Source organism: Acidovorax sp. GW460-11-11-14-LB4, from assembly GCF_059423685.1.
On the sequence record NZ_JBWKYJ010000069.1, the window covers coordinates 1 to 25316 of the forward strand.

Annotated in this window: 29 protein-coding genes and 1 pseudogene; 14 read left to right on the forward strand and 16 right to left on the reverse strand. The window is 65.5% G+C overall.

The features are described 5' to 3' along the window. Positions 1-86 precede the first annotated feature (86 nt). The 4 genes from AC07X4_RS19505 (at position 87) to AC07X4_RS19520 (ending at position 5087) form a co-directional block, all read left to right on the forward strand. Positions 87-1376, forward strand: a complete 1290-nt coding sequence (locus AC07X4_RS19505) for a solute carrier family 23 protein (RefSeq protein WP_056742381.1) — start codon at positions 87-89, stop codon at positions 1374-1376. Between the two features lie 142 nt (positions 1377-1518). After that, positions 1519-3060, forward strand: coding sequence for a succinyl-CoA:acetate CoA-transferase ScpC (gene scpC, locus AC07X4_RS19510; protein ID WP_056742383.1), 1542 nt, complete (start codon positions 1519-1521; stop codon positions 3058-3060). Positions 3061-3262: 202 nt separating this feature from the next. Continuing rightward, on the forward strand, positions 3263-4414 hold the full coding sequence (locus AC07X4_RS19515) for an ABC transporter substrate-binding protein (RefSeq protein WP_436074227.1): 1152 nt from the start codon (positions 3263-3265) through the stop codon (positions 4412-4414). A 250-nt stretch (positions 4415-4664) separates the two neighbouring features. Next, positions 4665-5087, forward strand: coding sequence for a hotdog fold thioesterase (locus AC07X4_RS19520; protein WP_108500132.1), 423 nt, complete (start codon positions 4665-4667; stop codon positions 5085-5087). A 198-nt stretch (positions 5088-5285) separates the two neighbouring features. On the opposite strand, the gene AC07X4_RS19525 is transcribed toward AC07X4_RS19520, so the two are convergent. After that, positions 5286-5855 (reverse strand): cob(I)yrinic acid a,c-diamide adenosyltransferase, encoded by a 570-nt coding sequence (locus AC07X4_RS19525; protein WP_099731601.1) that lies wholly within the window; start codon positions 5853-5855, stop codon positions 5286-5288. A 260-nt stretch (positions 5856-6115) separates the two neighbouring features. Further along, positions 6116-6556, reverse strand: coding sequence for a hypothetical protein (locus AC07X4_RS19530; RefSeq protein ID WP_056057040.1), 441 nt, complete (start codon positions 6554-6556; stop codon positions 6116-6118). A gap of 316 nt (positions 6557-6872) precedes the next feature. On the opposite strand from AC07X4_RS19530, the gene AC07X4_RS19535 reads away from it, so the two are divergent. Continuing rightward, on the forward strand, positions 6873-7241 hold the full coding sequence (locus AC07X4_RS19535) for an EF-hand domain-containing protein (RefSeq protein WP_056057038.1): 369 nt from the start codon (positions 6873-6875) through the stop codon (positions 7239-7241). A 131-nt stretch (positions 7242-7372) separates the two neighbouring features. Here AC07X4_RS19535 and AC07X4_RS19540 read toward each other — a convergent pair whose 3' ends face one another. The 10 genes from AC07X4_RS19540 to AC07X4_RS19585 all read right to left on the reverse strand — a co-directional run bounded on the left by AC07X4_RS19540 (position 7373) and on the right by AC07X4_RS19585 (position 15861). Beyond that, positions 7373-8176, reverse strand: a complete 804-nt coding sequence (locus tag AC07X4_RS19540; RefSeq protein ID WP_494741015.1) for an amino acid ABC transporter ATP-binding protein — start codon at positions 8174-8176, stop codon at positions 7373-7375. Beyond that, positions 8160-8813: an amino acid ABC transporter permease gene (locus tag AC07X4_RS19545; protein WP_056057035.1), complete on the reverse strand. Its 654-nt coding sequence runs from the start codon at positions 8811-8813 to the stop codon at positions 8160-8162. Before AC07X4_RS19545 ends, AC07X4_RS19540 begins: the two co-directional genes overlap by 17 nt. A 6-nt stretch (positions 8814-8819) precedes the next feature. Then, positions 8820-9494, reverse strand: a complete 675-nt coding sequence (locus tag AC07X4_RS19550) for an amino acid ABC transporter permease (protein WP_494741016.1) — start codon at positions 9492-9494, stop codon at positions 8820-8822. Positions 9495-9562: 68 nt separating this feature from the next. Next, a complete protein-coding gene (locus tag AC07X4_RS19555; RefSeq protein ID WP_494741017.1) occupies positions 9563-10384 on the reverse strand; it encodes a transporter substrate-binding domain-containing protein in 822 nt (273 codons plus the stop codon). Beyond that, positions 10381-11175 carry a GntR family transcriptional regulator gene (locus tag AC07X4_RS19560; RefSeq protein ID WP_494741018.1) on the reverse strand — a complete coding sequence of 265 codons (795 nt, stop codon included), beginning with the start codon at positions 11173-11175 and terminating at the stop codon, positions 10381-10383. Before AC07X4_RS19560 ends, AC07X4_RS19555 begins: the two co-directional genes overlap by 4 nt. Positions 11176-11436: 261 nt before the next feature. Further along, entirely contained in the window at positions 11437-11901 is a 465-nt protein-coding gene (locus AC07X4_RS19565; RefSeq protein ID WP_494741019.1) for a DUF2752 domain-containing protein, read from the reverse strand. Then, positions 11873-12445, reverse strand: coding sequence for a hypothetical protein (locus tag AC07X4_RS19570; protein ID WP_436137490.1), 573 nt, complete (start codon positions 12443-12445; stop codon positions 11873-11875). Before AC07X4_RS19570 ends, AC07X4_RS19565 begins: the two co-directional genes overlap by 29 nt. Positions 12446-12569: 124 nt before the next feature. Next, positions 12570-14078: a carboxylesterase/lipase family protein gene (locus AC07X4_RS19575; protein ID WP_494741020.1), complete on the reverse strand. Its 1509-nt coding sequence runs from the start codon at positions 14076-14078 to the stop codon at positions 12570-12572. After that, on the reverse strand, positions 14075-15073 hold the full coding sequence (locus AC07X4_RS19580) for a Bug family tripartite tricarboxylate transporter substrate binding protein (protein ID WP_494741021.1): 999 nt from the start codon (positions 15071-15073) through the stop codon (positions 14075-14077). The genes AC07X4_RS19575 and AC07X4_RS19580 overlap by 4 nt, the downstream gene beginning before the upstream one ends. A gap of 95 nt (positions 15074-15168) precedes the next feature. After that, a complete protein-coding gene (locus tag AC07X4_RS19585) occupies positions 15169-15861 on the reverse strand; it encodes a TetR family transcriptional regulator (RefSeq protein ID WP_494741022.1) in 693 nt (230 codons plus the stop codon). 170 nt (positions 15862-16031) lie between these two features. Here AC07X4_RS19585 and AC07X4_RS19590 point away from each other — a divergent pair, with 170 nt between their 5' ends. The 4 genes from AC07X4_RS19590 (at position 16032) to AC07X4_RS19605 (ending at position 18741) form a co-directional block, all read left to right on the forward strand. Further along, the gene (locus tag AC07X4_RS19590) at positions 16032-17456 is read left to right on the forward strand and encodes an FAD-binding oxidoreductase (protein ID WP_494741023.1); all 1425 of its coding nucleotides are present in this window, start codon (positions 16032-16034) and stop codon (positions 17454-17456) included. Positions 17457-17575: 119 nt separating this feature from the next. Beyond that, complete coding sequence (locus AC07X4_RS19595; RefSeq protein WP_494741024.1) at positions 17576-17845, forward strand: hypothetical protein; 270 nt, start codon at positions 17576-17578, stop codon at positions 17843-17845. A 159-nt stretch (positions 17846-18004) separates the two neighbouring features. Then, a complete protein-coding gene (locus tag AC07X4_RS19600; RefSeq protein WP_494741025.1) occupies positions 18005-18367 on the forward strand; it encodes a hypothetical protein in 363 nt (120 codons plus the stop codon). Positions 18368-18435: 68 nt separating this feature from the next. After that, entirely contained in the window at positions 18436-18741 is a 306-nt protein-coding gene (locus AC07X4_RS19605; RefSeq protein WP_494741026.1) for a hypothetical protein, read from the forward strand. Between the two features lie 142 nt (positions 18742-18883). Here AC07X4_RS19605 and AC07X4_RS19610 read toward each other — a convergent pair whose 3' ends face one another. Next, entirely contained in the window at positions 18884-19240 is a 357-nt protein-coding gene (locus tag AC07X4_RS19610; RefSeq protein WP_260665788.1) for an antibiotic biosynthesis monooxygenase family protein, read from the reverse strand. After that, positions 19237-19581 carry an NIPSNAP family protein gene (locus AC07X4_RS19615; protein ID WP_494741027.1) on the reverse strand — a complete coding sequence of 115 codons (345 nt, stop codon included), beginning with the start codon at positions 19579-19581 and terminating at the stop codon, positions 19237-19239. The genes AC07X4_RS19610 and AC07X4_RS19615 overlap by 4 nt, the downstream gene beginning before the upstream one ends. Positions 19582-19660: 79 nt before the next feature. On the opposite strand from AC07X4_RS19615, the gene AC07X4_RS19620 reads away from it, so the two are divergent. Together AC07X4_RS19620 and AC07X4_RS19625 are read left to right on the forward strand one after the other, a co-directional pair. Then, entirely contained in the window at positions 19661-20389 is a 729-nt protein-coding gene (locus AC07X4_RS19620; RefSeq protein ID WP_494741028.1) for an ArsR/SmtB family transcription factor, read from the forward strand. Then, positions 20383-20709: a YnfA family protein gene (locus tag AC07X4_RS19625; RefSeq protein ID WP_494741029.1), complete on the forward strand. Its 327-nt coding sequence runs from the start codon at positions 20383-20385 to the stop codon at positions 20707-20709. The genes AC07X4_RS19620 and AC07X4_RS19625 overlap by 7 nt, the downstream gene beginning before the upstream one ends. Before the next feature lie 127 nt (positions 20710-20836). Here AC07X4_RS19625 and AC07X4_RS19630 read toward each other — a convergent pair whose 3' ends face one another. Continuing rightward, the gene (locus AC07X4_RS19630; RefSeq protein ID WP_494741033.1) at positions 20837-22312 is read right to left on the reverse strand and encodes an ABC transporter substrate-binding protein; all 1476 of its coding nucleotides are present in this window, start codon (positions 22310-22312) and stop codon (positions 20837-20839) included. A gap of 261 nt (positions 22313-22573) precedes the next feature. Between AC07X4_RS19630 and AC07X4_RS19635 the strand changes: the two genes are divergently transcribed. Continuing rightward, positions 22574-23092, forward strand: a complete 519-nt coding sequence (locus AC07X4_RS19635; RefSeq protein WP_494741030.1) for a hypothetical protein — start codon at positions 22574-22576, stop codon at positions 23090-23092. Between the two features lie 29 nt (positions 23093-23121). On the opposite strand, the gene AC07X4_RS19640 is transcribed toward AC07X4_RS19635, so the two are convergent. Next, positions 23122-23652 carry a BON domain-containing protein gene (locus AC07X4_RS19640; RefSeq protein ID WP_494741031.1) on the reverse strand — a complete coding sequence of 177 codons (531 nt, stop codon included), beginning with the start codon at positions 23650-23652 and terminating at the stop codon, positions 23122-23124. 317 nt (positions 23653-23969) lie between these two features. On the opposite strand from AC07X4_RS19640, the gene AC07X4_RS19645 reads away from it, so the two are divergent. Further along, on the forward strand, positions 23970-25034 hold the full coding sequence (locus AC07X4_RS19645; RefSeq protein WP_494741032.1) for a ligase-associated DNA damage response exonuclease: 1065 nt from the start codon (positions 23970-23972) through the stop codon (positions 25032-25034). Then, positions 25031-25316, forward strand: a pseudogene (locus AC07X4_RS19650) (ATP-dependent DNA ligase); the annotation flags it as partial. The gene AC07X4_RS19645 and the pseudogene AC07X4_RS19650, both read left to right, overlap by 4 nt.

A 25316-nucleotide genomic window follows, 5' to 3' on the forward strand; every position in this document is an offset into this window, starting at 1 on the left:
GGGGCATCGTAACCCGCCCGGGATGCTCGTCCCCCACCCTGGCCGCATCCACTAGCATTCGCGCCTCAACCACAAGGAACAACCACATGGGATTCATGAACTGGCGTGTGAAAAGCGCCGATGTGTTGCAACAAGGCGGCGTGATCGCGCCGGACGAGCGGCTGCCCTGGCCGCAGACGGCGGTGATGGGCGTGCAGCATGTGATTGCGATGTTTGGCGCCACGGTGCTGGCGCCCATCCTGATGGGCTTTGACCCGAACGTGGCCATCCTGATGAGCGGTATCGGCACGCTGATCTTCTTCCTGGTCACCGGCGGCAAGGTGCCCAGCTACCTGGGCTCCAGCTTTGCGTTCATTGGCGTGGTGATTGCGGCCACAGGCTATGCGGGCCAAGGGGCCAATGCCAACATCGGCGTGGCGCTGGGCGGCATCATTGCGTGTGGCCTGGTCTACACGCTCATCGGAGCGCTGGTGCAGGCGATTGGCACGGGCTGGATCGAGCGCTTCATGCCGCCCGTGGTCACGGGCTCGGTGGTGGCGGTGATCGGGCTGAACCTCGCGGGCATTCCCATCAAGAACATGGCGGCCAGCAACTTTGACAGCTGGATGCAGGTGGTGACCTTTGTGAGCGTGGGCCTGGTGGCCGTGCTCACGCGCGGCATGGTGCAGCGCCTGTTGATCCTGGTCGGGCTGATCGTGGCCAGCATCATCTATGCAGTACTGACCAACGGCCTGGGCCTGGGCAAGCCCATGGACCTGACCGCACTGGCCAACGCTGCGTGGTTTGGTTTGCCCAACTTTGCGGCCCCGCAGTTCAGCGGCAATGCCATGCTGCTGATCGCGCCCGTGGCCATCATCCTGGTGGCCGAGAACCTGGGCCACGTGAAGGCCGTGACGGCCATGACCGGCCAGAACCTGGACCGCTACATGGGCCGCGCGTTCATCGGTGACGGCATTGCCACCATGGTCAGTGGCAGCGCAGGCGGCACGGGCGTGACCACCTATGCCGAGAACATCGGCGTGATGGCGGCGACCAAGATCTATTCCACCGCCGTGTTCCTGCTGGCGGGTGTGTTTGCGCTGGTGCTGGGCTTTTCCCCCAAGTTCGGCGCACTGATCCAGACCATTCCGCTGCCGGTGATGGGCGGCGTGTCCATCGTGGTGTTTGGCCTGATCGCGGTGGCGGGTGCCAAGATCTGGGTGGACAACAAGGTGGACTTTTCACAGAACAAGAACCTCATCGTGGCGGCCATCACCCTCATCCTGGGCACGGGCGACTTCACACTCAAGTTCGGCCAGTTCGCGCTGGGCGGCATCGGCACCGCCACGTTCGGAGCGATCCTGCTGTACGCGCTGCTCAACCGCAAAGCGGCGTAATCTGTGGATGTGGCCGGGCTGAACCGCATTTGTAAGGGTTAACCCTTAATTTGTAAGGAACGAAGGCTAGCATCCTGGGTTTTGTCCACAGGGCCATCCGCTCACCGGGCGGGTGGCCTTTTTCTTTTTGCGGAGTTTGTTCATGTCCCTGGCCGATCGGGTGCTGTACCCCGACTTTCTCTCCCGCACCATGACCGCCGACGAGGCGGCCGCCCTGATCCCTGCCGGTGCCCATGTGGGCATGAGCGGATTCACTGGCGCGGGCTACCCCAAGGCCGTGCCCGGCGCGCTGGCGCGCCGCATCGAAAGCCTGAACGCGCAGGGCCATGGCTTCAAGATCGGGCTGTGGACAGGCGCCAGCACCGCACCCGAATTGGACGGCGCGCTGGCCCAGGTAGACGGCATCGAGATGCGCCTGCCCTACCAGTCCGACCCCACGGTGCGCCGCCAGATCAATGCGGGGCAGATGCAGTACGTGGACATCCACCTGTCGCACGTGGCGCAGTTCGTGTGGTTCGGCTTTCTGGGCAAGCTGGATGTGGCGGTGGTCGAGGTGGCGGGCGTGTTGCCCGACGGGCGCCTGATCCCCTCGTCCTCGGTGGGCAACAACAAGACCTGGCTGGACCAGGCCGACAAGGTCATCCTGGAAGTGAATGCCTGGCACAACCCGCAGCTGGAGGGCATGCACGACATCTACTACGGCACCGATGTACCGCCGCACCGCAAGCCGATCCCCATGACACGGCCTGATGAGCGCATTGGCGAGCCCTACCTGCGCTGCGACCCGAGCAAGGTCATCGCCGTGGTGATGACCAACCAGCCCGACCGCAACAGCGTGTACGCCGCGCCCGATGACACCTCCAACCGCATCGCGGGCCACATCATCGACTTCCTGCAGCACGAGGTGAAAAAGGGCCGCCTGCCCAAAGACCTGCTGCCGCTGCAGTCGGGCGTGGGCAACATCGCCAACGCAGTGCTGGCAGGGCTGAACAACGGCCCGTTCGACAACCTCACGGCCTACACCGAGGTGCTGCAGGACGGCATGCTGGACATGCTGCGCTCGGGCAAGCTGGCCAGCGCCTCGGCCACTGCGCTGTCGCTGAGCCCTGCAGCCATGCAGGACTTCAACGACCGCATCGACTACTACAAGCAGCGCATCGTGCTGCGCCCGCAGGAGATCAGCAACCACCCAGAGCTGATCCGCCGCATGGGCCTGATCGCAATGAACGGCATGATCGAGGCCGACATCTATGGCAACGTGAACTCCACGCATGTGATGGGCTCGGCCATCATGAACGGCATCGGCGGATCGGGCGACTTTGCGCGCAATGCCTACCTGTCGATCTTCATGACGCCGTCGCTGGCCAAGAACGGCAGCATCTCGTGCATCGTGCCCATGGCCTCGCATGTGGACCACACCGAGCACGATGTGCAGATCCTCGTCACCGAACAAGGCCTGGCCGACCTGCGCGGCCATTCGCCCACACAGCGCGCCGAAATCATCATCGACCGCTGCGCGCATCCGGACTTCCGCCCCGCCCTGCACGACTATGTGGCCCGCGCCAAACGGGGCGCCGTGGGCCAGCACACGCCGCACCTGCTGAACGAGGCCTTGTCATGGCACCAGCGGTATGTGGAGACGGGCAGCATGCGCGCGCCAGCGGGCCCGGCGAGCGCGGCATAAGGGCGCAAGGGCCACAAAGGGCAAATTCGGCACAAGGGGACGCGGCGCGCGCCCCAGGCCCTGCCGGAGCCTTTGACAGCCAATTGCCAGCCTGCACAGATAAAATCAGGGTTAACCCTAGGTTTTTCGACCTCCCCCTGTCCACCCCCACCAGCCCCCATGCGGGGCTGGTGGCATTTTGTCTGCGAGTTTTTTGATGACCATGCAACGCCGTCAGTTCACCCAATCCCTCGTGGCCGCCAGCGCCGGCCTGCTGCTTGCCCCCTCGTCGCGCGCCGTGGGCGTGCAAGACCCCATGGACGCCAAGAGCGTGACCATTGGCTGCTCGCTGGGAACGACCGGCGCCCTGGCCAGCCTGGGCAAGGAACTCAAGCAGGGGCTGGACGCAGGCTTGGCCCAGGCCAACGCCAAGGGCATCCACGGCCGCGAGATCAAGCTGCTGGCCATGGACGACGGCTATGACGCCGCGCGCTCCGAAGACAACGTGCGCAAGCTGATTGCCGATGCCAACGTGGTGTCGCTGATCTCCTGCATGGGCACGGCCAACAACCAGCGCATCCTGCCGCTGGTGGACGAGGCGCAGATCCCCTACGTGGCCCCGCAAAGCGGCGCCACCTCGCTGCGCAAGGCCGAGTACCGCTCGGTGTTCCACGTGCGCGCCAGTTACACCGACGAGGCCCAGCGCCTGGCGCAAAAGCTGGTGTCCATGGGCATCACCGAGCTGGCCGTCGTGTACCAGGACACCGCCTTTGGCCGCGAGTTTCTGGCCGATGTGACCAAGGCCATGGCGGCCGCCAAGCAGCCCGCGCCCAAGGCTTTCAAGCTCGACGCCCAAGGCGCCCAAGTGGCCGACGTGGTGGGCAAGGCCGTGGCCGCCAAGCCCAATGCGGTGCTGCTGGGCACGGCGGGCGACATCACCGCCACGCTGGTCAACGAGTTCAAGAAAGTGTCGCCCAGCACGCCGCTGGCCGCCACCAGCGTGGCGCTGTCGGGCGACAACCTGCGCCAACTCGGTGGCAAGGCCTCGGGCATTGCGCTGTCGATGGTGCTGCCCGACGCGGCCCGCACCAGCTATGCCGTGGTGCGCGACTACCAGAAGGCCATGCGCGCACTGGGCTACCAGGAGTTCTCGGCCCGCAGCTTTGAAGGCTATGTGAACGCCCGCGTGCTGGCCGAGGGCCTGGAGCGCGCCGGCCGCGACCTGACCCGCGCCAAGCTGCGCAACGCCCTCGCAGGCATCCGCAGCAACGACCTGGGTGGCCTGTCCATCGACTACGCCAGCGGCGCGCCGTATGTGGGCTCGCGTTTTCTGGACCTGGGGGTGATGGGCGCCAACGGAAAGTTTGTGGGCTGAGGCTAGGAGCCTGTCGGACTTGGAGCGTCGATAGCGAGAATCGGCCCCAGCGAGGACAGTTTTTGCCGGATTTGCAGACCCATAGCCCAGCTATGGGGCAAAAAGACGGTAAAAATGGACCGCTGCGGCCGATTTGCAGCCGACGACTTCCAAGTCGGACAGGCTCCTAGGCACCTGCGGCACAGGGCGGGACCACAGGCATTGGCACAATCAGCGGCTTGCACTGACTTGGCCCTGCCCCGTGACCACCATGCCCATCTGGAAAAAACCCATCGACCTGGCCCTGCTGAAGGCCGCCAACCGCAACACCGCCGTAGAGCACCTGGGCATTGAGTTTGTCGAGGTGGGTGACGACTTTCTGCGCGCCCGCGTGCCGGTAGACCACCGCACCATCCAGCCCTTTGGCCTGCTGCACGGCGGTGTCAGCGTGGTGCTGGCCGAGTCCATGGGCTCCACCGGCGCCTACTACACCCTGCCGGAGGGCTACCGCGCCGTGGGCCTGGACATCAACGCCAACCACCTGCGCTCTGCCACCAGCGGCTGGGTGACCGGCACGGCAAAGCCGGTGCACATCGGCCGCACCACGCACGTGTGGCACATTGATCTGCACAACGAAGCGGGTGAGCTGACCTGTGTGTCGCGGCTGACGATGGCGATCCTCGCACCCCGCTAGTGGGCATCCCCCTGGGGCGCTTCGCGCCTTCTCCCTTCTCTCGCATCGCTAGCGCGATCCGGGATGGGGGACACCGCCAGCGCGGCGGGGCGGCCCTTGCGCGGCGTCCTGGCCTTGGGACGCGCCCGTGGCAAAGGCTGGGGGGTGTTTTTGATGAAATCGGCCCCAAGCGCTAGAAGAATATGCGCTGGTAGCTATCTATTCTGTAGCGTTTTGCTGGGCCAGGCGCTCGCTTTTCCAGTACACGTCATCACCGCCATCCATGCGGTTGAGCACGCGGGCGAGCACGAACATCAGGTCGGAGAGGCGGTTGAGGTACTGGCGCGGCGCGTCGTTCAGCGCCTCTTCGTTGCCCAGGGCGACCACGGCGCGTTCGGCGCGGCGGGCCACGGTCCGGCACACGTGGGCCTGTGACGCGGCGCGGGTGCCCGCGGGCAGGATGAACTCCTGCAGGCGCGGCAGCGCGGCGTTGTGGTGGGCCAGGGCTTGGTCCAATGCCAGCACTGCTTCCGCCTTGAGCAATTCAAAGCCCGGGATCGACAGCTCGCCTCCCAGGTTGAACAACTGGTGCTGCACCTCGACCAGCAAGGTGCGGACTTCATCGGGCAACGGCTCGCACAGCAACAGGCCGATGTGCGAGTTGAGTTCATCCACATCCCCCATGGCGTGAATGCGCAAGCTGTTCTTGGAGACACGCTGGTTGTTGCCCAGGCCGGTGGTGCCTGCGTCGCCGGTGCGGGTTGCGATTTCTGTGAGTCGGTTGCCCATGGGGAGCCTTGATGAGGAAACGGGAGGATGGATGCCATCTTCTGCGCGGCACAAGCCACCGCAGTGAATCTGCCCCGAATTCTCCGCCACCGCCACGCGGGTGCAAGCGTTTCGCCTCCAATCCCCTACGCACTGCGCACTGAGCACAGACTGCCCACCACCCGCAGCTGCCCGCTACGCGAACCCACGCCCTGTGGCACACAGCATGGTGCGCCACAGGGCGACGGCGCAGCGCTATGAAGGCGCTGCGTACGGCGAGATCAATGCGCAGCGGGGGCGCGGTTGAGCTTGTCGATGTCGGCTGTGGATACGCCAGCGTTGGTGGGCTTCATGGTGTCCCATGCATGTGCGTGGTAGGTGTCCCACTCCTGGCGCGACACCATGCCGTCGCCGTTGGTGTCCATCAGGCGCGCATTGACGCGTGCATCGGCCTTGGCTGCGGCCTTGCCGCCTGAAGCGCTGGGGTTGATCTCGGCCACCGGAGCCGCACGTCCGTCGCCAGCTGCGGGGTTGGCAGGCATGGCGCTGCTGTTGGCGCTGCGCGTGTCCACCTTGTTTTGTGCCTTTGACGCCGCCGCACCACCGGATGCAGAAGGGTTCACCTCGGACGGAGGGCGCGCATTGCTGTTGGCGGGGGCCTGGGCCAGCGCAGCGGTGCATGCCAATGCGGCCAGAGCGGCGAAGACGGTTTGCTTTTGCATGGAGAACTCCTTCAGAAAAACGTGCGATCAAGCGAAATGCTTGGATGCATTGTTTTGCCGCACCCCGCCCCCGCTTGTAGGACGTTCACGGGCCTGCAGGTCAGGCCAAGCGCCTGAGCATGTGGGGTGTGAACGCGTACCAGGGGACGCTTGCGTCTGGCTACAAACTGTGCGGACATCTACACACAACAGGCGTGCCGCGTTACACCGCGCTGGCAAATGTAGAGTGAGGCAACAGCAGGCAAGAGTGCTGGCGCGGCACGCTTTGCTGCGGTGCAATGCAACCCTGTTCAACTTCCAAGGAGCCAGGCTCACCATGAAAGCACTGCAACGACGCCACTACTCGTTCGACACACGCAGCGTGATGCTCTTCGCCGCCCTCTCTCTGGGTGGTGTGGGTGCCTTGCAGGCACAGACGTCCTCCTCTTCCTCTCCTCCCCAATTTGGCCCCGCAAGCAAGAGCACCGCACAGTCAGGCTCGCCTTTTTCTGTGGGGCCCAGCAGTGGCGGCGTCTCCACCGCAGCGGCCGCCGCATTTGACAAGGCCGACACCAACAAGGACGGTCAGCTGAGCGCCCAAGAGGCCGCCACGCTACCAGCCATCAGCCAACGTTTCAAGGAACTCGATACCGACAAGAACGGATCTCTGTCCCGCGCCGAGTTCGACAAGGGGGTGCAGTCCTGACCCTGCACACCGCTTAACTGTCCTGAGCCAGAGGCCGGGGTAGGCGCAACTACCAATACGCAAAGCCTGCCCGCGCTGGAACTCCAGGGCGTGGGCAGGCCTTTGTGCGTACAAGCAGCAGCAAATGAATTTCAGTCGTGCAACGATGACAAAAACTGCTGCAGCTCAGGCGTCTGCGGACTTCCAAACAGCTGGGCAGGCGTGCCCTGCTCATGCACCCGCCCTTGGTGCATGAAGATCACACGGTCGCTCACCTTGCGGGCGAACGCCATCTCGTGCGTGACCATCATCAGCGTCATGCCTTCTTGCGCCAGCGATTCGACCACGCGCAGCACCTCACCCACCAGTTCAGGGTCCAGCGCCGAGGTGATCTCGTCACACAGGAGCACCTGCGGCTCCATGGCCAGTGCGCGCGCAATGGCCACGCGCTGCTGCTGGCCGCCCGAGAGCTGGTCGGGCATGGCGTCAAACTTTTCGCCCAACCCCACGCGCGCCAAAAGCTGCCGCGCCTGCGCCTCGGCGGTTTTGGCATCGCGCGCCTTCACCAGCGTGGGCGCCAGCATGATGTTGCGGCCCACAGAGAGGTGCGGAAACAGATTGAAGCTCTGGAAGATCATGCCCACCTGCTGGCGCAGCGCGCGCATGGTGGCGGGGCTGTCGTGCAGCAGCTTCTGGCCGTTGACGCTGAGGGCGCCTTCCTGGAACTCCTCCAGCCCATTCACGCAGCGCAGCAACGTGCTCTTGCCCGAGCCACTCTTGCCGATGATGGCGATGACCTCGCCGCGCTGCACTTTCAGGTCAATGCCCTTGAGCACTTCGTTGCTGCCATAGGACTTGCGCAGCGCAGTGATGTCCACAATGGGCGGCTCACCCACCACGATGCCGTCGTGCGCAGGGGTGGGTTTGGTTGCGGAGGCTTCAGCGGCGATGGCCATGGAGTTTCCTTTCAAGGGACTGCGCCACCAGGCTCACCGGGAAGCACAAAACAAAATACAGCAGCGCTACGCAGGCGTAGACGAGGAAGGGCTTGTAGGTGGCGTTGGAGATCATGCTGCCCGCCTTGGTCAGCTCCACAAAGCCGATGACCGAAGCCAGCGCCGTGCCCTTGATCACCTGCACCAGAAAGCCCACCGTGGGCGGCACCGCGATGCGCAGCGCCTGCGGCAGCACCACGTGGCGCAGCTGCTCGCCAAAGTTGAGCGCCAGGCTCTGCGCCGCCTCCCACTGCCCCTTGGGGATGGAGGCCACACAGCCGCGCCAGATCTCTGTGAGGTAGGCACTGGTGTAGAGCGTGAGCGCCACCGCAGCAGCCGTCCACGGCGAGGTCTTGATACCGAACAGCGCAATGCCGAAGTAGGCCAGGAACAGCTGCATCAGCAGCGGCGTGCCCTGGAACACCTGCACATAAGCGCCCACGGCGCGGTCCACGCCACGCACTTTGGACAGGCGCAGCACCAGCAGCACCAGGCCCACCAGGCCACCACCGATGAAGGCGATGAGGGACAGGGACACCGTCCAGCGCGCTGCCAGCAGCAGGTTGCGCAGGATGTCCCACAGGGAAAATTCAACCATCTCGATTTACCTCCCCACCAAGAATCGGGCGCCCACCCACATCAGCAGGCGGCGGGTGAGCATGGACAGCACCAGGTACACGGCAGTGGCCAGGATGAAGGCCTCGAAAGCGCGGAAGGTGTTGCTGGAGATCAGGTTGGCGGCGTAGCTCAGCTCGGGCGTGGAGATCTGCCCGCACACGGCCGAGCCCAGCATCACGATGATGATCTGGCTGACCATGGCGGGCCACACCTTTTGCAGCGCGGGCGGCAGCACCACGCGCCGGAAGGTCTGGCCCGGCGTCAGCGCCAGACTGTGCGCGGCTTCGATCTGGCCGCGTGGCGTGGCCTCGATGCCTGCGCGGATGATCTCGGCGGAATACGCGCCCAGGTTGATCACCATGGCCAGCACCGATGCAAACTCGGGTGAGAGCTTGAGCCCCAGCGCGGGCAGCCCGAAGAACAGGAAGAACAGCTGCACGATGAAAGGCGTGTTGCGCACCAGCTCCACATAGCTGGCCACGGCCCAGCGCAGCGCAGTGGGCCGGTGGCCCAGGTTGCGCGCACGCGCCCAGGCGCAGACCGTGCCCAGCAGCAGGCCCAGCACGGTGCCCACAATGGTGAGGGCTATGGTCCAGACCACGCCGCGCACCAGCAATGGCCAGGACGCGAGGACAGCAGAAAAATCGAGCGCAATCAGCATGCTTGTGCCCTGCGCCGCTTGTCGCGCCACAGGCCCTTGGGTTTCAGCAGTTCATCCGGTGCGCCGCATCACAGGGGCAGGTCGCCCGCAGGGCGGCCCAGCCACTTGTTCGACAGCTTGTCGATGTCGCCCGACTTGCGCGCCTCGGCAATGATTTCGTTCACGCGCAGGCGCAGCTTGTCTTCGCCCTTGGCCACGCCGATGAAGTTGGGGCTGTCCTTGAGCAGCAGCTTGTATTCGGTGGCCAGGTTGGGGTTCTTGACCATGATGGTGCCCGCCGTCGATGCACTGGTGGCAATGGCCTGCGTCTGGCCCGACACAAAGGCCGCAATGCTGGCCGCGTGGTCTTCAAAGCGCTTCACGTCCACGCCGGGGGGCGCAACCTTAGCCAGTTCCTGGTCTTCCATCGCGCCGCGCGTCACGGCCACGGTCTTGCCCGCCAGATCGGCAAAGCTCTTGATGCTCAGGCTCTTGCTCGCAAACACGGCCTGGAAGAACGGTGCGTAGGCGGCAGTGAAATCGATCACCTTCTCGCGCTCGGGGTTTTTGCCCAGCGTGGAGATCACGAGGTCAGCCTTCTGCGTTTGCAGGTAGGGGATGCGGTTGGCGCTGGTCACTGGGATCAGCTCGACCTTCACGCCCAGCTTGGTGCCGATGTAGTTGGCCATCTCCACGTCCAGCCCCTGGGGTTTGAGGTCCGTGCCGACAAAGCCGTAGGGCGGGTAGTCGGTGGGAATGGCGATCTTGATTTCCTTGGCCTTGAGGATGTTGTCCAGAGCGTTCTGCGCGTGGGCTGCAGGTGCCATCAGGGCCGCTGCGAGGCCGGTGGCGGCAAGCACGCCCAGGGTCAGGCGGCGGGTGGACGAAGTGACGGTGCGGACGGTGGTCATAGCAGGGCTCCTAGGTAGGTGGATGCGTCGGCAGGTGCGTCTGGGTCAGACGCTGGGGGGATGGAACTCTTGGCAGCGCGGGGCTTGCGCGCGCGGGCTGTTGGGATGGCTGGTGCAGGGCTCTTGCTCACCGGCGCCAGGGCGTCGCGCAACCCGGCCAGCGGGTCGCTGCTGGCCTGCAGGCGCAGGGCCGACTGTACGGTGCCGATGTGCTCGGACATGAGTGCCTCGGCGCCGGCAATGTCGCCCGCCTCCAGCGCCTCGACGATGCGCACATGGTCGGCACAGCTCTGCGCGGCATCGTGCGACGACTGGTAGAGCATGGCGATGAGCGTGGTGCGCGCCGTGAAGTCACGCAGCGTGTCGGCCAGCAGGCTGTTGCCCAGGCATTCGGCCAGGCACACGTGGAAGTCGCCCAGCAGAAAGCTGCGCATGCCCACATCGGCGCCTGCCAGCGCGGCTTTTTCGCGCTGCAGGTGGCTTTTGAGCTGGCGCAGCGCCGCCTTGTCCACCACCTTGAGCTGGTGCAGCAAACCCAGTTCGATCACGCGGCGCGCCTCGAAGGCCTCGCGCGCTTCGTCCTGCGACGGCTCGATCACATACCAGCCGCGCCGGGCACTGACAGTGACGATGCCCCGCGTGGCCAGCCGCGTGAGCGCCTCGCGCACGATGGTGCGGCTGCAGTCGAACAGCATGGCCAGCTGCTGCTCGCCCAGGCGGGAGCCGGGCGCGAGCTTTTGCGCCATCACGGCTTCGATGATGCGGTTGCTGATCTCGGTGGCAGTGGTCATTGCCTGCGGTATCGCAGGTTCCGTGCCAACTGGTATACAAGCTGAATGCACCAGCCTGGCGCACGAAGGCTGTGCACCATGGGGGCGGACTGCCCCGCAACGATGCGCAGGGCTGCGCTAGACCGACCCAAAAGGATGCTGGTGCATGGATGTGGTGCAGGCGTTGGCGGGCCGCTATCTACGTGCGGCGCCCCAACGGCCGCAGAACGCTATCGCCTTTGCCTGGAGGGAAACAACAAAGCCCTCAGGGCCAGCAAGCCGTTATGCGAGCCCGGCCAGACGCAAGACCCAGGACAACACCAGCCCGCCGCCCACTGCTGCCAGCACCGCCGGGTGCCACCACGGCCAGCGCACCACGCGGCGGCGGCCCTGGGCGCCTTCGACCACCGCCTGGCCCGCCAGCAGCACGAGCCACAGCAGCAGCACCAGTGCGCCCGGGTTGGCGGCCCAGGCGGCTGCCCAATCGCCTTGGACCAAGGCCGCACAGGCGTGCGTGCCGCCGCACAGCGGGCAGGGCATGCCCGTCAGCGCGCGAAACCCGCAACCTAGGCCCAGCCCGCCCTGCCCCAGCCACCAGGGCGTGGCGGCCATGGCCAGGGGCCAGCCCAGGCCCAACGCCAGCCGCAGCCGCCGCGCGCTCCCACTCAGCGGCTGCCAGACGGGCGGTCTGCCCAGCGGCACCACAGCGGGGCCGGGGTCAGAGGGGAGGCAGTGCCACCGGTTCATCGCCCACCAGCTGGCGTGCCATGTAGTAGGAGCCGATGGTGGACAGCGGCAACGTCAGCAGCGCACCCACCCAGCACAGCAGGAAACCCAGCGAGCCCACGATGCCCAGCACCAGCGAACAGAAGAAGGCCGAGCCGAGGTTCTTGGTCACGATGCTCCAGGCCTGGCTGAAAGCGGCGACGCCATCGCGCTCTCCGCGCGCCACCAGGAACAGCGCCACCGGGGGCAGCGCCATGACCAGCAGGCCAGGGATGAAACACAGCATGAAGCCCAGCGACACCACCAGCGAACTGATGAGCCCCGCCACGAAGGCGGGCACAAAGTCGTCAAAGCCCCGAAAGACATCGCCGATCTGCACCGCTTCGCCGCGCGTCTCCCGTTCGATCATGCGCATATAGCCCACCACCATGGGCCCGGCCAGCAGGCCGGCGCTGATGCCGGCGACCACCATCACCAGCAAGGTGCACACCACATGGGTGAGGACGTTTTTCTTGAAGGTGCCCCAGGCACCCGACAGGCAATCTCCCACGTTGGCTGAAGCCATGGCCATCCCTCCCTATCGTTGGTCGGTCGCAAACGAACGCCGGGCCAGTGTAGCCATCCAGCAGCGAATGCGGTACCCCTGACAGGCCCTCCCTGGCCCTTCCAAGTTTTTCAGGAACGCGCTGCTACAAAATGCCTTGCCAGAGCGCCAGCCGTTCAGGCTGCGAGCAAGGCGCGCACAACAGCGCCTCGCCGAAGTGCTGGAGAAGAGGCTCTTCACCGGCATAGGGCGGCCACCCGGGGTCGCCATGGTGCGCAAACGCGACCCAGCGCTGCTGCAAGGCATCCGCCAGCGCCGGGGGCGGCGTGGGCCCTGCAAGTTCCTGCCCCGTGGGCGTGTGGAGATTGCCGAAGACAAACGGCAGCTCCACACCGTGCGCAGCGCCCAGGCGCCCGCGCCACTGCGGCGAGGGCCAGGTGAATTCATAGCCATGGGCGCTGCGGGCCCAGCGGCTGGCCAGCGCGGCAATGCGCTGCGCGGGCACGCGGTAGTAGTAGTCGGACTGCAACGCGCACAGCCACTCCCCGGGCGTTTGCTGCGCGGGCGGCAGCCTGCTTCGCAGGGCGTGTGCGGCGGAGGCATTCAAGCCCACGTCCTGCGCAAAGGCATGGACCTGCGCCTCTGTCACCCGGTCAATGGCACCGCCGGGCACGTGGTACAGGCGCATCTCCTGCGCGTTGCTGCCCACCAGCACCTGCAGGGCCGGCGGCTGGTCAGCCCAATGCTGCGCCAGCGCCTCCAACGGCGGTGCGGTGAGCACCCGTCCATCGACCACGGGCCGCAAGGGAAAGAAGTTGCGTCCGCCCAGCCCGTGCTGTTGCCGCAGGGCAGGCTCGAAGGCCAGCCGGTGTACGGCGTGCAGCACAGCAGCCTGCTGCGCCGCGCCCAGTGCAGCCAGGGTGGGCTCCACACCCGCCAGCACGGCCACGGCATGGCGCGCCGCAGCGGCCTCTTGCAAGGTCTGGCAGGCGACGCTGGGGCTTTGCAGAATGGCGCGCTGGAACAACCCACGCGAAGCGGGCATGCCCATCAGACAGGCCAAGGCCCCGGCACCGGCCGACTGGCCGAACACCGTGGTGCGCGCTGCATCTCCGCCCCAGGCGTGGATATGGTCGCGCACCCACTGCAGTGCCATCAGCAGATCCAGCAGGCCGCGATTGGCGGGCGCAGCGTGCTCCTCGCCTTCGAAGTGCAAAAACCCGTCAATGCCCAAACGGTACTGCACCGACACCAGCACCACGCCCCGTCGCGCCAGCGACGCCCCGTCGTACAGCGGCTCGCTGGCCGCGCCGCGAAAGAAGCCTCCGCCATGCACCCAGACCATGACGGGCAGGTGGGCTCCTGGCTCGGCGGTTGGCGCCCACACATTGACCGCCAGGCAGTCGTCGCCCCCCAGCATGGGCGCATCGGCACGCGCGCTGCGGGCCAGCTGCGGTGCCATGGGCGCAAACGCGGTGGCATCGCGCACGCCGGACCACGGCGAAACAGGCAACGGCACCGCAAACCGCAGCGCGCCGCGTGGCGCTTTCGCGTACGGCATGCCACGGAACACACGCACGCCCTCCTCCCACAGGCCGCGCAGTTGCCCACCGTGGGCCAGCGTGACCTGAGGCTCTGCAGTGCCCGCCGTCATTCCGTGGCCAGGCCCAGCTTGTCGATCAGCGGGCGCCACACGGCCGCATCACGCGCCGCCCAGGTGCGCGCATCGGCAGGTGCGGTGGCAGTGAGCGTGACGTTCATGGCTTCAAGGCGGGTCTTGTACTGCGAATCGCCACCCCGACACTTCTCAGTGACCGCATTGAGCCGGTTCAGCAACTCGGGGGGCGTGCCGGCCTTGGCCACCACGGCAATCCACGCGGGCCGCGCCAGGTCGCTGGCAGCGGGCAAGGCTTCAGCGATGGTCGGCACATCGGGCAGCAACGGCGAGCGCTGCGCACCAAACAGCGCCAGCGGCACCAGCTTGCCCGCCTTGACCTGTGCTGCTGCCGTGCCAATCACCAGCGTCATCGCGTGGATCTGCTGGCCCATGAGCGCGGTGAGGCCCGCGCCCTCACCCACAAAAGGCACATGGGTGCCGGGCACACCCAGCTTTTCTATCAACGCCGAGGTCAGCAGGTGCGCTGGGCTGCCCTTGCCCGGCGACCCGAAGTTGACCCCGCCCGGCGTGGACCGCGCCAGCTTTTGCAGATCCGCCAGGCTGGCAATGCCCTGCCCTGCGGGCACGGCCAGCACCAGCGGCGACGTGCCCAGCACGGCCACGCCATCAAAGTCGCGCAGCGGGTCGTAAGGCTGCTGCTTGTAGACGTAGGGCGTGATGGTCATCTGCGACATGCCGATGCTCAGCAGGTTATAGCCATCTGCAGGCTGGGCCTTGAGGTAGTTGACGGCCAGGATGCCGTTGGCCCCGGGCTTGTTCTGCACCACGACGGGCTGACCCAACTCGCGCGCGGCGCAGTCGGCCCACACCCGCGTCATGGCGTCCGAGCCACTGCCGGGCGGCTGCTGGGCGATGAGCTGGATGGGTTTGGCCGGGTAGGCAGCAGGCTGCTGCGCCTGGGCACCACCGGCCAAGCTGGCGAGTGCAGCCAGCGCGACCATGCTTGGAACGCGCGTAAAAGCTGAGGTCATGGTGTGTCTCCTGGTAATGTTTTCTTCGATGGATGTCCGCGATGCGTGGCGTGCAGGCGGGAGATGCCGCACGACAAGCAGGCAGACACAAGGGGTCAGCGACGGCGTGTACGTGCCTTGGTGGACACAGCGGCTGCCGTTGATGGCGCAGCCGCTTCGCACCGGGTGGCAATCCAGTCGGCCAGGCAAGCCAGTTGTGCCTGCTGGGCAGCATCGGGCACGGTGGGCGGTGCTGGGGCAAACAGCTGCAGCAGCCCCAGCCCGCGCAGCGACGACAGCACCAGGCCCAGCAGGCCGTCGCGGTCGGGCTCCGCCGCCAGCTCGGGGAAGGCCGTGAAGAAGCCTTCGTGCATGCGCGCCTGCACGCTATGGCGCAGCTCTGCAATGTGGCCCAGCACCTCGGGCTGATTGCGGCAGCCCAGGTAGATGTTCCAGGCCACGATGAAACGCGGCTGCGCATAGACCAAGCTCCACACCGCCTGCACAAACTTCGTAGCCCGTTCGCGCGCTGGCAGCACGGGGCTGGGCCAGAGTTCGCCCGAGCGCACGGTGGACTCGATCAGCTCGCTCAGCACGTTCATCATCAGCACCGCCTTCGACTCGAAGTGGTGCTGCACCGCGCCCGAGGTCATGCCCGCCGACTTGGCCAGCTCGTGGATGGACATCTCCTCCAGGCTCCGGTGCTGGATCACGTCGATGGCCGTGGCGATCAGGTGCTGGCGGGTGGCGGCGCTGCGCTCCGCATGGGTGCGGCGCGCCCCGGCCTTGGGGGAAACACGGTGGTTCATGGCGTTTTCACAATATACATTTCGAACGTAATGTATTTACCCACCCGCTGACCAGCAAGCCCGTGAATACCCGCATCCCCACCCGGGCCCAAGGTGGATCACCCAGGGCCCGGCCACGGGGCCGAACCTAGAATGCTTCTCACTGACCGCACCCACCGGAGACACACACCATGAACGCCCCCACCGCTGCCGCCCACCTGCTGCCCGAAATCCAACTGCGCGACGTTCCGCAAGCCCTCATCGATGCGCTGCAGGCCCGCTTTGGCGCGCAGTGCTCGCTGGCCCAGGCGGTACGCGAACAGCATGGGCGCGACGAAGGCTCGCTGCAGGCCCCACCGCCCAGCGCCGTGGTGTTTGCCGAAAGCACGCAGGACGTGGCCGATGCGGTGAAGCTGGCCAGCCAGTACGAAGTGCCCGTGATCCCCTACGGCGCGGGTTCGTCGCTCGAAGGCCACCTGCTGGCCGTGCAGGGCGGCATCAGCATTGACGTGAGCCGCATGAACCAGGTGCTCAGCATCAACGCCGAAGACCTCACTGTGACGGTGCAACCCGGTATCACACGCAAGGCACTAAACGAAGCCATCAAGGACACCGGTCTGTTCTTCCCCATCGACCCCGGCGCCGACGCCAGCATCGGCGGCATGAGCGCCACGCGCGCCAGCGGCACCAATGCCGTGCGCTACGGCACCATGCGCGAGAACGTGCTGGCGCTGGAGGTGGTCACTGCCAGCGGCGAGGTCATCCACACCGGCACCCGCGCCAAGAAGAGCAGCGCGGGCTACGACCTCACGCGCCTGATGGTGGGCAGCGAAGGCACGCTGGGCATCATGACGCAGATCACCGTGCGCCTGTACCCGCTGCCCGAGGCTGTGAGCGCGGCCATCTGCTCGTTCCCGAGCATCGAGGCCGCCGTGCGTACCACCATCCAGACCATCCAGATCGGCGTGCCGATTGCGCGCGTGGAACTCATCGACCACCACACGGTGCGCATGGTGAACGCACACAGCAAGCTGACCCTGCGCGAAGAACCCATGCTGCTCATGGAGTTCCACGGCTCGCCCGCCAGCGTGAAGGAACAGGCCGAGATGGTGCAAGACATTGCCAGCGAATTTGGCGGCCAGGCCTTCGAATGGGCCAGCACGCCCGAAGAACGCACCCGCCTGTGGACCGCGCGGCACAACGCCTACTTCGCCGCCGTGCAAAGCCGCCCCGGCTGCCGTGCCATCAGCACCGACACCTGCGTTCCCATCAGCCGCCTGGCCGACTGCCTGCTCGAATCGGTTCATGAAGCCGAAGCCAGCGGCATCCCCTACTTCCTCGTCGGCCACGTTGGCGACGGCAACTTCCACTTCGGCTACCTCATCGACCCGAACAGCGCCGAAGAACGCACCAAGGCCGAAGCCATGAACCACACCCTGGTGGCCCGCGCCCTGAGCATGGGCGGCACCTGCACGGGTGAGCACGGCGTGGGCATCCACAAAATGGGCTTCTTGCTGGACGAAACCGGCACCGGCGCGGTGGACATGATGCGGGCCATCAAGCGCGCGCTGGACCCGAAGAACATCCTGAACCCCGGCAAGATTTTTGCGATGTGAGGGCATGGGGCCGTCCCCCGGGACGGCAGAGACCCGTGGCCGATCGAGCCGCAAAAAGATGGCGGGGGTGCCACCGGGTGCATCTCCGTACCCATCACTGAACAACAAGAGAGGTCAACGTGGGTGCTTGGGGAGCGGGTCTCTTTGCCAACGACACAAGCTGTGATGTTCGCGACGACTATGTCCGGCACCTGACGCACGGACTCTCGGCCGAGGAGGCTTGCCAGAAGATCCTGGCCCGGTACGGCGATCTGCTCGCCAACACGGGAATCGCCTGCCTTGTGTACTTCGCCCTGGCCGACACCGCATGGCGCTATGGGCGACTGGATCAGGCACTGAAAGACATAGCCCTTTCGCTGCTGCAGTCGGGTGGCGATATTGATGTGTGAGAGCGGGATGCACCTGACGACGTCGCGTCGCGCCGCAAAACCCTCCAGGCACTGGAGGCCCGCCTCCACACGCCCCAACCGCCGGAAAAGCCGATCCAGGTTTCACCACCACAGCCAAAGAAGATCCGGACCACAGCCCCTGTGGGAACGGTTTTCTCTTTGGACCTGCCCCTGGGAGGCTCGGCCCTGCTGGTGCTGGTGGGGTTTGCGGAGCTGGAGAACAGCGTGGATCCCGTCTTTTCGGTCCTCTGCCAGCGCTTTGCCTCGTCATCAGAGATGCCCGCACAGATTACCGTGAGCGATGCGACGCTGGTGCTTTCAAAGACCTCTTATCAGCCCTATCAACACGTCGCCATTCTTCCCAAGGACGAAAGAAAGAACATACTTTCCGGGCTCGGCCAAACCAGTATCCCGGTGGCCGGCGCCATGCCTTACCAACGCGACCGTACGGTGTGGTTGACCCTGGGGCGCATTGCCAAAGAAATCGACGCGCACTTGACTACCGAGCCTGCGCGTGCATAGCACCACGCCCCTGCCCCTGACGTGTGTTGCGTCCGTGCAAGCGCGTTTTGACAGTGCACAGAAAGCCTATGCCATTTGACATGTACGCCAACGGCCAGCACGAAGCCATCCAGCACCAGGAAGAGTTCATCTTTGCGCTGGCCCAGGCCAACGCTCCTCAGTTCCCGGCACTTTCAGCGCTATGGGAGGCGTACTACAACGATCCCCGTATCTCATCCGCTCAAGCCAGCGCACTGTTGCATGAACTGATTGCGCTGCTGGCTATCAACGGCGGTAGCGCCAACAAGTCCCTGGTGAACACCGTCGTTCGTTTGTTGCCCTTTTTCAGCATGGCCAGCCAAGGCGGTCATGAGATCAGAACGCAGAGTGACTGAGAAGATGTGCCCGCGCATCTAGAAAGCGCAGAAGCGGGCATGGAGTTGCTCCGGTCACCCGGCCTGCCGCTACTGGATGATTGCTCGGCGCGCACGTGAAGATCACCAAGCCAGTCATGCACTTTCGGCCGAATGCAACGAACTACGGCATGCCAGTTTCCAGCGTGGCGCGTGAATCCGGCGGCGCTTCTTCCCGGTCGTACATGCCGTAGTCCCGTACCACAGCGGCCACACGCAAACGGTAGTCACGGAAGATGCTGGCGCGGCCCAGCCGCTGGGTGTGACGGTGGGCTTCCATCTGCCGCCAACAGGCCACGGCCTCCTCGTCGCGCCAAAAGGACAGCGACAGCAGACGGCCAGGCTCAGTCAGGCTCTGAAAGCGCTCAATGGAAATGAAGCCATCCACTTGCTCCAGCAGCGGACGCAACGCTGCAGCCGCTTGAAGGTAAGCGTCCTGCTGACCGGGCGCTGGTTGAACTTCAAAGATCACGGCCATCATGCGGCAGGCTCCTGCCGGTGGGCGGGCAGGCCCAATGTGCCTTCCACCCCCTGCGTGAACGTGCGCTCCTCGCGCAGGATGAAGCGCTTTTCCTGCGCCAGCACAAAGTTAGCGAGGCCTTCGGGGACTGCGCGCAGCCGCGCACGGTAGGCCTCGTAGGCGGCCAGGGAGTCAAAGCCGATCAGGCCCCAGGCCTCGTAGTTGCTGCCTTCATGCGGCAGAAAGTAGCCCAGCAGATGGCCGCCGCAGCGGGGAATGATCTGGCCCCAGCGGCGCGCGTATTCGGCAAACGCCTCGCGCTGAAAGGGATCGATTTCGTAGCGAATGAAGCATGTGATCATGGCGTTCAGGAGAGGTTGGTGGACAAGGGTTTCACGATAGGCGGTTGACGGCCATCAATGGTTCGCCCAAGATCGAACCATGAAAGACGGCCCCCACATCGCGCGCATTGCCGCGCTCATCGGCGACAGCGCACGCGCCGAAGTCCTCACCGCCCTGATGGCGGACCGCGCGCTCACGGCCACCGAGCTGGCCGACATTGCAGGCGTGACCAAGCAGACCATCAGCGCCCACCTCGCCAAGCTGCTGGATGCAGGCCTGATCGCCGTGGAGAGCCAGGGTCGGCACCGCTACTTCCGGCTGGCAGACCGTGATGTGGCGCACTTGCTGGAGTCACTGATGAACGTGGCGTTTCGTGCCGGTGCCGTGCGGCTGCGCGCCAGCCCGCGAGAGCCTGCGCTGCGCCGCGCGCGCATGTGCTACGACCACCTGGCGGGCGAGGTGGGCGTGCAGTTTTATGAAGCGCTGGTGCGCCAGGGCATGCTGCAGGCCACACCCCAAGGGACGACCATCACGCCCGCTGGCGCGCGGTGGTTTGCGCACGTGGGTATCGACACGTCCACACTGGCGCTGCAGCGGCGCATGGTGTGCCGCCCCTGCCTGGACTGGAGCGAGCGCCGCCACCACCTGGGCGGCGCATTGGGCGCGGCGCTGCTGCAGCGCCTCTTCGAAGGGGGATGGGCACACCGCGCGCAGGGCTCACGCGTGGTGCACTTCACCCCCAAGGGCGAGCTGGCGCTGCGCCAGTGGCTGGCCACCTGTCCAGATGCCCCAAACCCCAGTGCCGCACAAGGCTCCGCACCATGCTGAACACCCTGCTGCTTTTTGTTGCCACCGCGCTCGCAGAAATCGTGGGCTGCTACCTGCCCTGGCTGTGGCTCAAACACGGCAAGCCCGCGTGGATCCTGTTGCCCGCTGCCGCTAGCCTGGCCCTGTTTGCCTGGCTGCTCACGCTGCACGACACCGCAGGCGCAGGCCGCGTGTATGCGGCCTACGGCGGGGTCTATATCGGGGTGGCACTGGTATGGCTGTGGGCGGTGGATGGCATCCGCCCCACGCCATGGGATGTGGCGGGCGTTCTGGTCGCGCTGGCGGGCATGGCGATCATCATGCTGCAGCCCGAGCACTGAGTGCCCCCCTGAGTCGCCTTCGGCGCGGTCCCCCATGGGGGGGAGCACGCGGTGGCCCGGCAAAGCCGGTTCCACGGGTGCACTGGCCTGGGCAGCGCCAGCCTCAAAGGCTGTGGCGCCAGAGGGCTCAATTCACCTTGATCAACCGCCAGTCGATGCGGTTGTCCGGCCGCTGCACCAGTTCCACGTTTTTCTTCATGGCCCAGGCCAGCATCTGGTTGTGCAGGGGGATATGGGCCACGGTGTCGTTCTGCAGCTGCAGGCCTTCGGTGAGCAGCCGGTTGCGCACGGGCAGGTCGGTCTCGGTCTTCACGCGGTCCACGATGTAGTCCATGCGCTCGTTGCTGTAGCGGCCCAGGTTGTAGTTGCCATCGCCCCCCGTGGTCTTGGTGCGGGTGAGCGACTGCAGTGTGTACAGCGCATCAAACGTCGGCACGCCCCAGCTCAGCAGCGCGATGCTGGCCTCGTGCCGCTGGGCCATGGGGTAGTAGCTCACGGCGGGCATGGTGCGCAGCTTGGCCTTGACGCCGATGCGCGACCACATGGCGGTGATCGCCTGGCACAGTTGCTCGTCCTGCACGATGGCGTTGTTGCTGCAGGCAAAGTCCACCTCAAAGCCGTCGCTGTAGCCGGCTTGCGTCAGCAGTTCTTTGGCGGCATTGGGGTCATAGGGCAAACGTTTGTCGACCGCCTCGGTCCACCCGTTGACCAGGGGCGAAACCATCGCGCCCGTGGGTTTTGACATGCCGCGCATGGTCACGCGCTGCAGTGTTGCGCCATCGATGGCCTGGTACAGCGCCTTGCGCACGCGCAGGTCTTTCAGCGGATTCTTGCCCTTGATGTTGCTGCCCGCCAGTTCGTCGCGGAACTGGTCCATGGCCAGGTACACGGTGCGGTTCTCCACCATCTCCATGACCTTGAGGTTCGGGTTGGCTTTGATGCGGCTCAGGTCCTGGATGCTGGTGTCGCGCACCATGTCCACCTCGCCGGACAGCAACGCGGCTATGCGCGTGGCCTCGGACTTGATGGGCAGGTAGGTGATCTCGGTCACGTTGCCTTCCGCCTTGCCTGCGTTCCACCAGCCCGGATTGGCAGCGAACACAATCTTCTGGTCGGGCACCCATTCCTTGAGCACGTACGGGCCTGTCCCCATGGCGTTGCGGTGCGAATAGGTTTCGTCCTTGGCCTTGATGTCCTTGGGCTCCACCGCGTTGTTCTTCTCGGCCCAGGCCTTGCTCATCACGCGCAGCTCGGTCAGCTGGTTGAGCAGCACCGGGTTGGGGTTCTTCAGAAAGATGTCGATGGTCTCGCCATCCACCTTGGCAATGCGGTCCATGCCCTGGGTGTAGATGGCGTAGGTGGACGTCTTGCTCATCGCACGCTGCAGCGAATACACGACGTCGTCCGCCGTCATGGCAGAGCCGTCACTGAACTTCACGCCCTGGCGCAGCTTGAAGCGCATCTGCGTGGGGCTGACCTGCTGCCACGACGTGGCCAGCAGCGGCTCCACCCTGAGCGTGCGGCTGTTGAACATGACCAGCGACTCGTACACCGCCGCATGGATGCCGTTGCCCAGAGCGCTGTTCTGCGAATGGATGTCCATGGTCTGGATGTCGCTGGAGCCGGACCACTTGAAGGGTTTGGCCCAGGCATAGTTGGGCAGCAGGCAGGGGAGCAGTGCCACAGCGGCGATGGACACGGCTGGCAGGTATCTAGATAAAAGCGGGGAAGACAGCAGCTGCACAGATAACTCCTCGTGAATGAAAGGCAACACTTTGCAGCACATGAATGGGTCTGGAGACCATGGAAATCCCGGTAGGACACGTTGCTCAGCACCACAATCGGGTGCCCAACGATCTGCCCTATGAGCCGCACCTCCATCCGAACCGTGATCCTTTCCCTGGCGGGTGTAGCCTTCGCCGCCCTGTGTGGCCTGCTCATCACCATCGGCTACATGTTTTCTATGGAGGATTTCGTGGCGCAGCCCGGATCTCCTGTTTACTACGCGGGCATATCGCGATTGATTCGAAGCCTGGGAGTACCGGAGGGTGCAGAGGATCAGGAATACTTCGGATCGGTGGGCGATGGCAACAAGCCGCCGCAATCGCAGCTTGGCTTCACCACGGCAGCTGGCGCAGGCGAACGGGTCTGGAATGCCTTGGATGCTCAACTCTTGGGCCAGGGGCTGCAGCACTCCACAGCATCCCATGACGACACGGATCCCACACCCGCATACAGCACCAACCTGAGTACGGTGGTGCCTACCCTCCGTGAAGTGCAATACCGGTCGGCACGAGGAGACTTGGTTGTACTGAGTATGCATGCACTGCCTAAGAACAACGGCCAGGCGACAGTGCGTTTCTCAATCACCCATTTCGACTGAAGCGCAGCCTGCCCTTGTTCAGGGCGCCGTCAAGGTCTGAGCAACGGGTACCGCGCCGCCGCTGCATCCGTCCCCACCTGCAGCAGATTAATCACCCCCATTACATCGTCTACCAGCCACACAGCCTTCTCCAGCGCATCAGACTGCGCTTGCGACTGCACGCAGCCCTTGAGCGTCACCAGCCGCCGCTCGCCCAGCACCCACACGCTGGTGTCGTCAAAGCGGCCGTCCTGCTGGATGTAGCGCTGCACGCGCGGGATGATCTCGGCGTCGTACAGGTAGGAGTTGGGCAAGCGACAGCGCCCCACGCGGTGGCAGCTGCCGCCATGCTGAGAGCGCACATGCGCCAGTTCGCGCACCTCGGCCTCGGTGTACAGAGGCCCTTCGGGCACGGGACATTGCGGGATGGCTTGGGTGACCTGGACGAAGGGGTCGTTGAAGGCGTTGGTGCGCGGCGCGGCGCCCGAAGGGGCCTGGGCAGCGGCTGACGCGGCCAAGAGGCCCAAAACCAGGCCGTAGAGCACGACAAAAAGCGACCGATACGACGGATACAAGCGCATGGATGAGTCCCTGGCTGCGGGTCTGGGCCGCAGGCGACCGCCATCGTACGGGCGTGGTTTTCTGCCGTAAAGACAGCCGACCACGCGCAGAACGCGGCGCAGTCCTGCAGACGGCGCAACCGATGGCGGGATGATGGGCAGGGACGCGCCTTCAGCGGCACGGCCAAACAGGCCAATACGCTTCATTATTGATAGCAGATGAGGCATGCAAGACCGGCGCTTGTGGCAGATTGGACGTCAAAAGTGCCTGCAACACCCCACCGGGCAAACCCGGGCAGCCCCACCGGCTTTGCCTTGCCGCCTACGATGCCACACGCATGTCCTGCAACGAATTGATCGTCCACCGCCCCGAAGGCCTGTACTGCCCCCCCGGCGACTTCTACATCGACCCCTGGCGGCCGGTGGAGCGGGCCGTGATCACGCACGCGCATTCGGACCATGCGCGCATGGGTTCGGCCCACTACCTGGCACACCACGACAGCGCGGGCACGCTGCGCAACCGGCTGGGGGCGGACATCGCGCTGCAGACGCTGGCCTACGGCGAGTTCATCAACCACCATGGCGTGCGCGTTTCGCTGCACCCGGCCGGGCACGTGCTGGGGTCGGCCCAGGTGCGCGTCGAACACGGCGGCCAGGTGTGGGTGGCCTCGGGCGACTACAAACTGGAAGACGATGGCACCTGTCCGCCGTTCGAGCCGGTGCGCTGCCACACCTTCATCACCGAATCCACCTTCGGTCTGCCTATCTACCGCTGGCCGTCGCAGCCCGCGCTGTTTGCCGACATCAATGCCTGGTGGGCTGCCAATGCAGCGGCAGGAAAGGCCAGCGTGCTGTACGCCTACGCATTCGGCAAGGCGCAGCGGCTGCTGCACGGGGTGGATGCCAGCATCGGGCCCATCGTGGTGCATGGGGCGGTGGAGCCGCTTAACGCCGTGTATCGCGCGGCGGGCGTGGACCTGCCGCCCACGCTGCGCGTGACGGACCCGGGCCTCACCAAGGCCGACCTGAAACGCGCGCTGGTGCTGGCGCCGCCCTCGGCAGCGGGCACCTCTTGGCTCAAGCGCTTTGGTGATTTTTCCGACGCGTTTGCCAGCGGGTGGATGCTGGTGCGCGGCGCACGCCGACGCCGTGGGGTGGACCGGGGCTTTGTGATGAGCGACCACGCCGACTGGCCCAGCTTGCAAAAAGCCATTGGCGCCACGGGCGCGGAGCGCGTCATCGTGACACACGGCAGCACGGCCGTGATGGTGCGCTGGCTGTGCGAGCAAGGGCTGCACGCCCAGGTGTTCGCCACCGAATACGGCGCCGATGACAACGAGGACGATGCAGGGGAGGCGCCTGAGGTGACAGGTAGCACACCCACACATGAGGCAGCCGCATGAAGGCCTTTGCCCAGCTGTTCCAGGCGCTCGACGCCACCACCGCGCAGTCGGCCAAACTCGCGGCACTGGTGGCTTACCTGCGCGTGGCACCGCCCGCCGATGCAGCCTGGGCCACGTACTTTCTCGCAGGCGGCAAACCCCGCCAGATGGTGCCCACCAAGCGCCTGAAAGCGCTGGCGCAAGAGGCCGCTGGCCTGCCCGAGTGGCTGTTTGAAGAAAGCTACCAGGCCGTGGGCGACCTGGCCGAAACGTTGGCCCTGCTGCTACCCCCGCCCGCCCAGC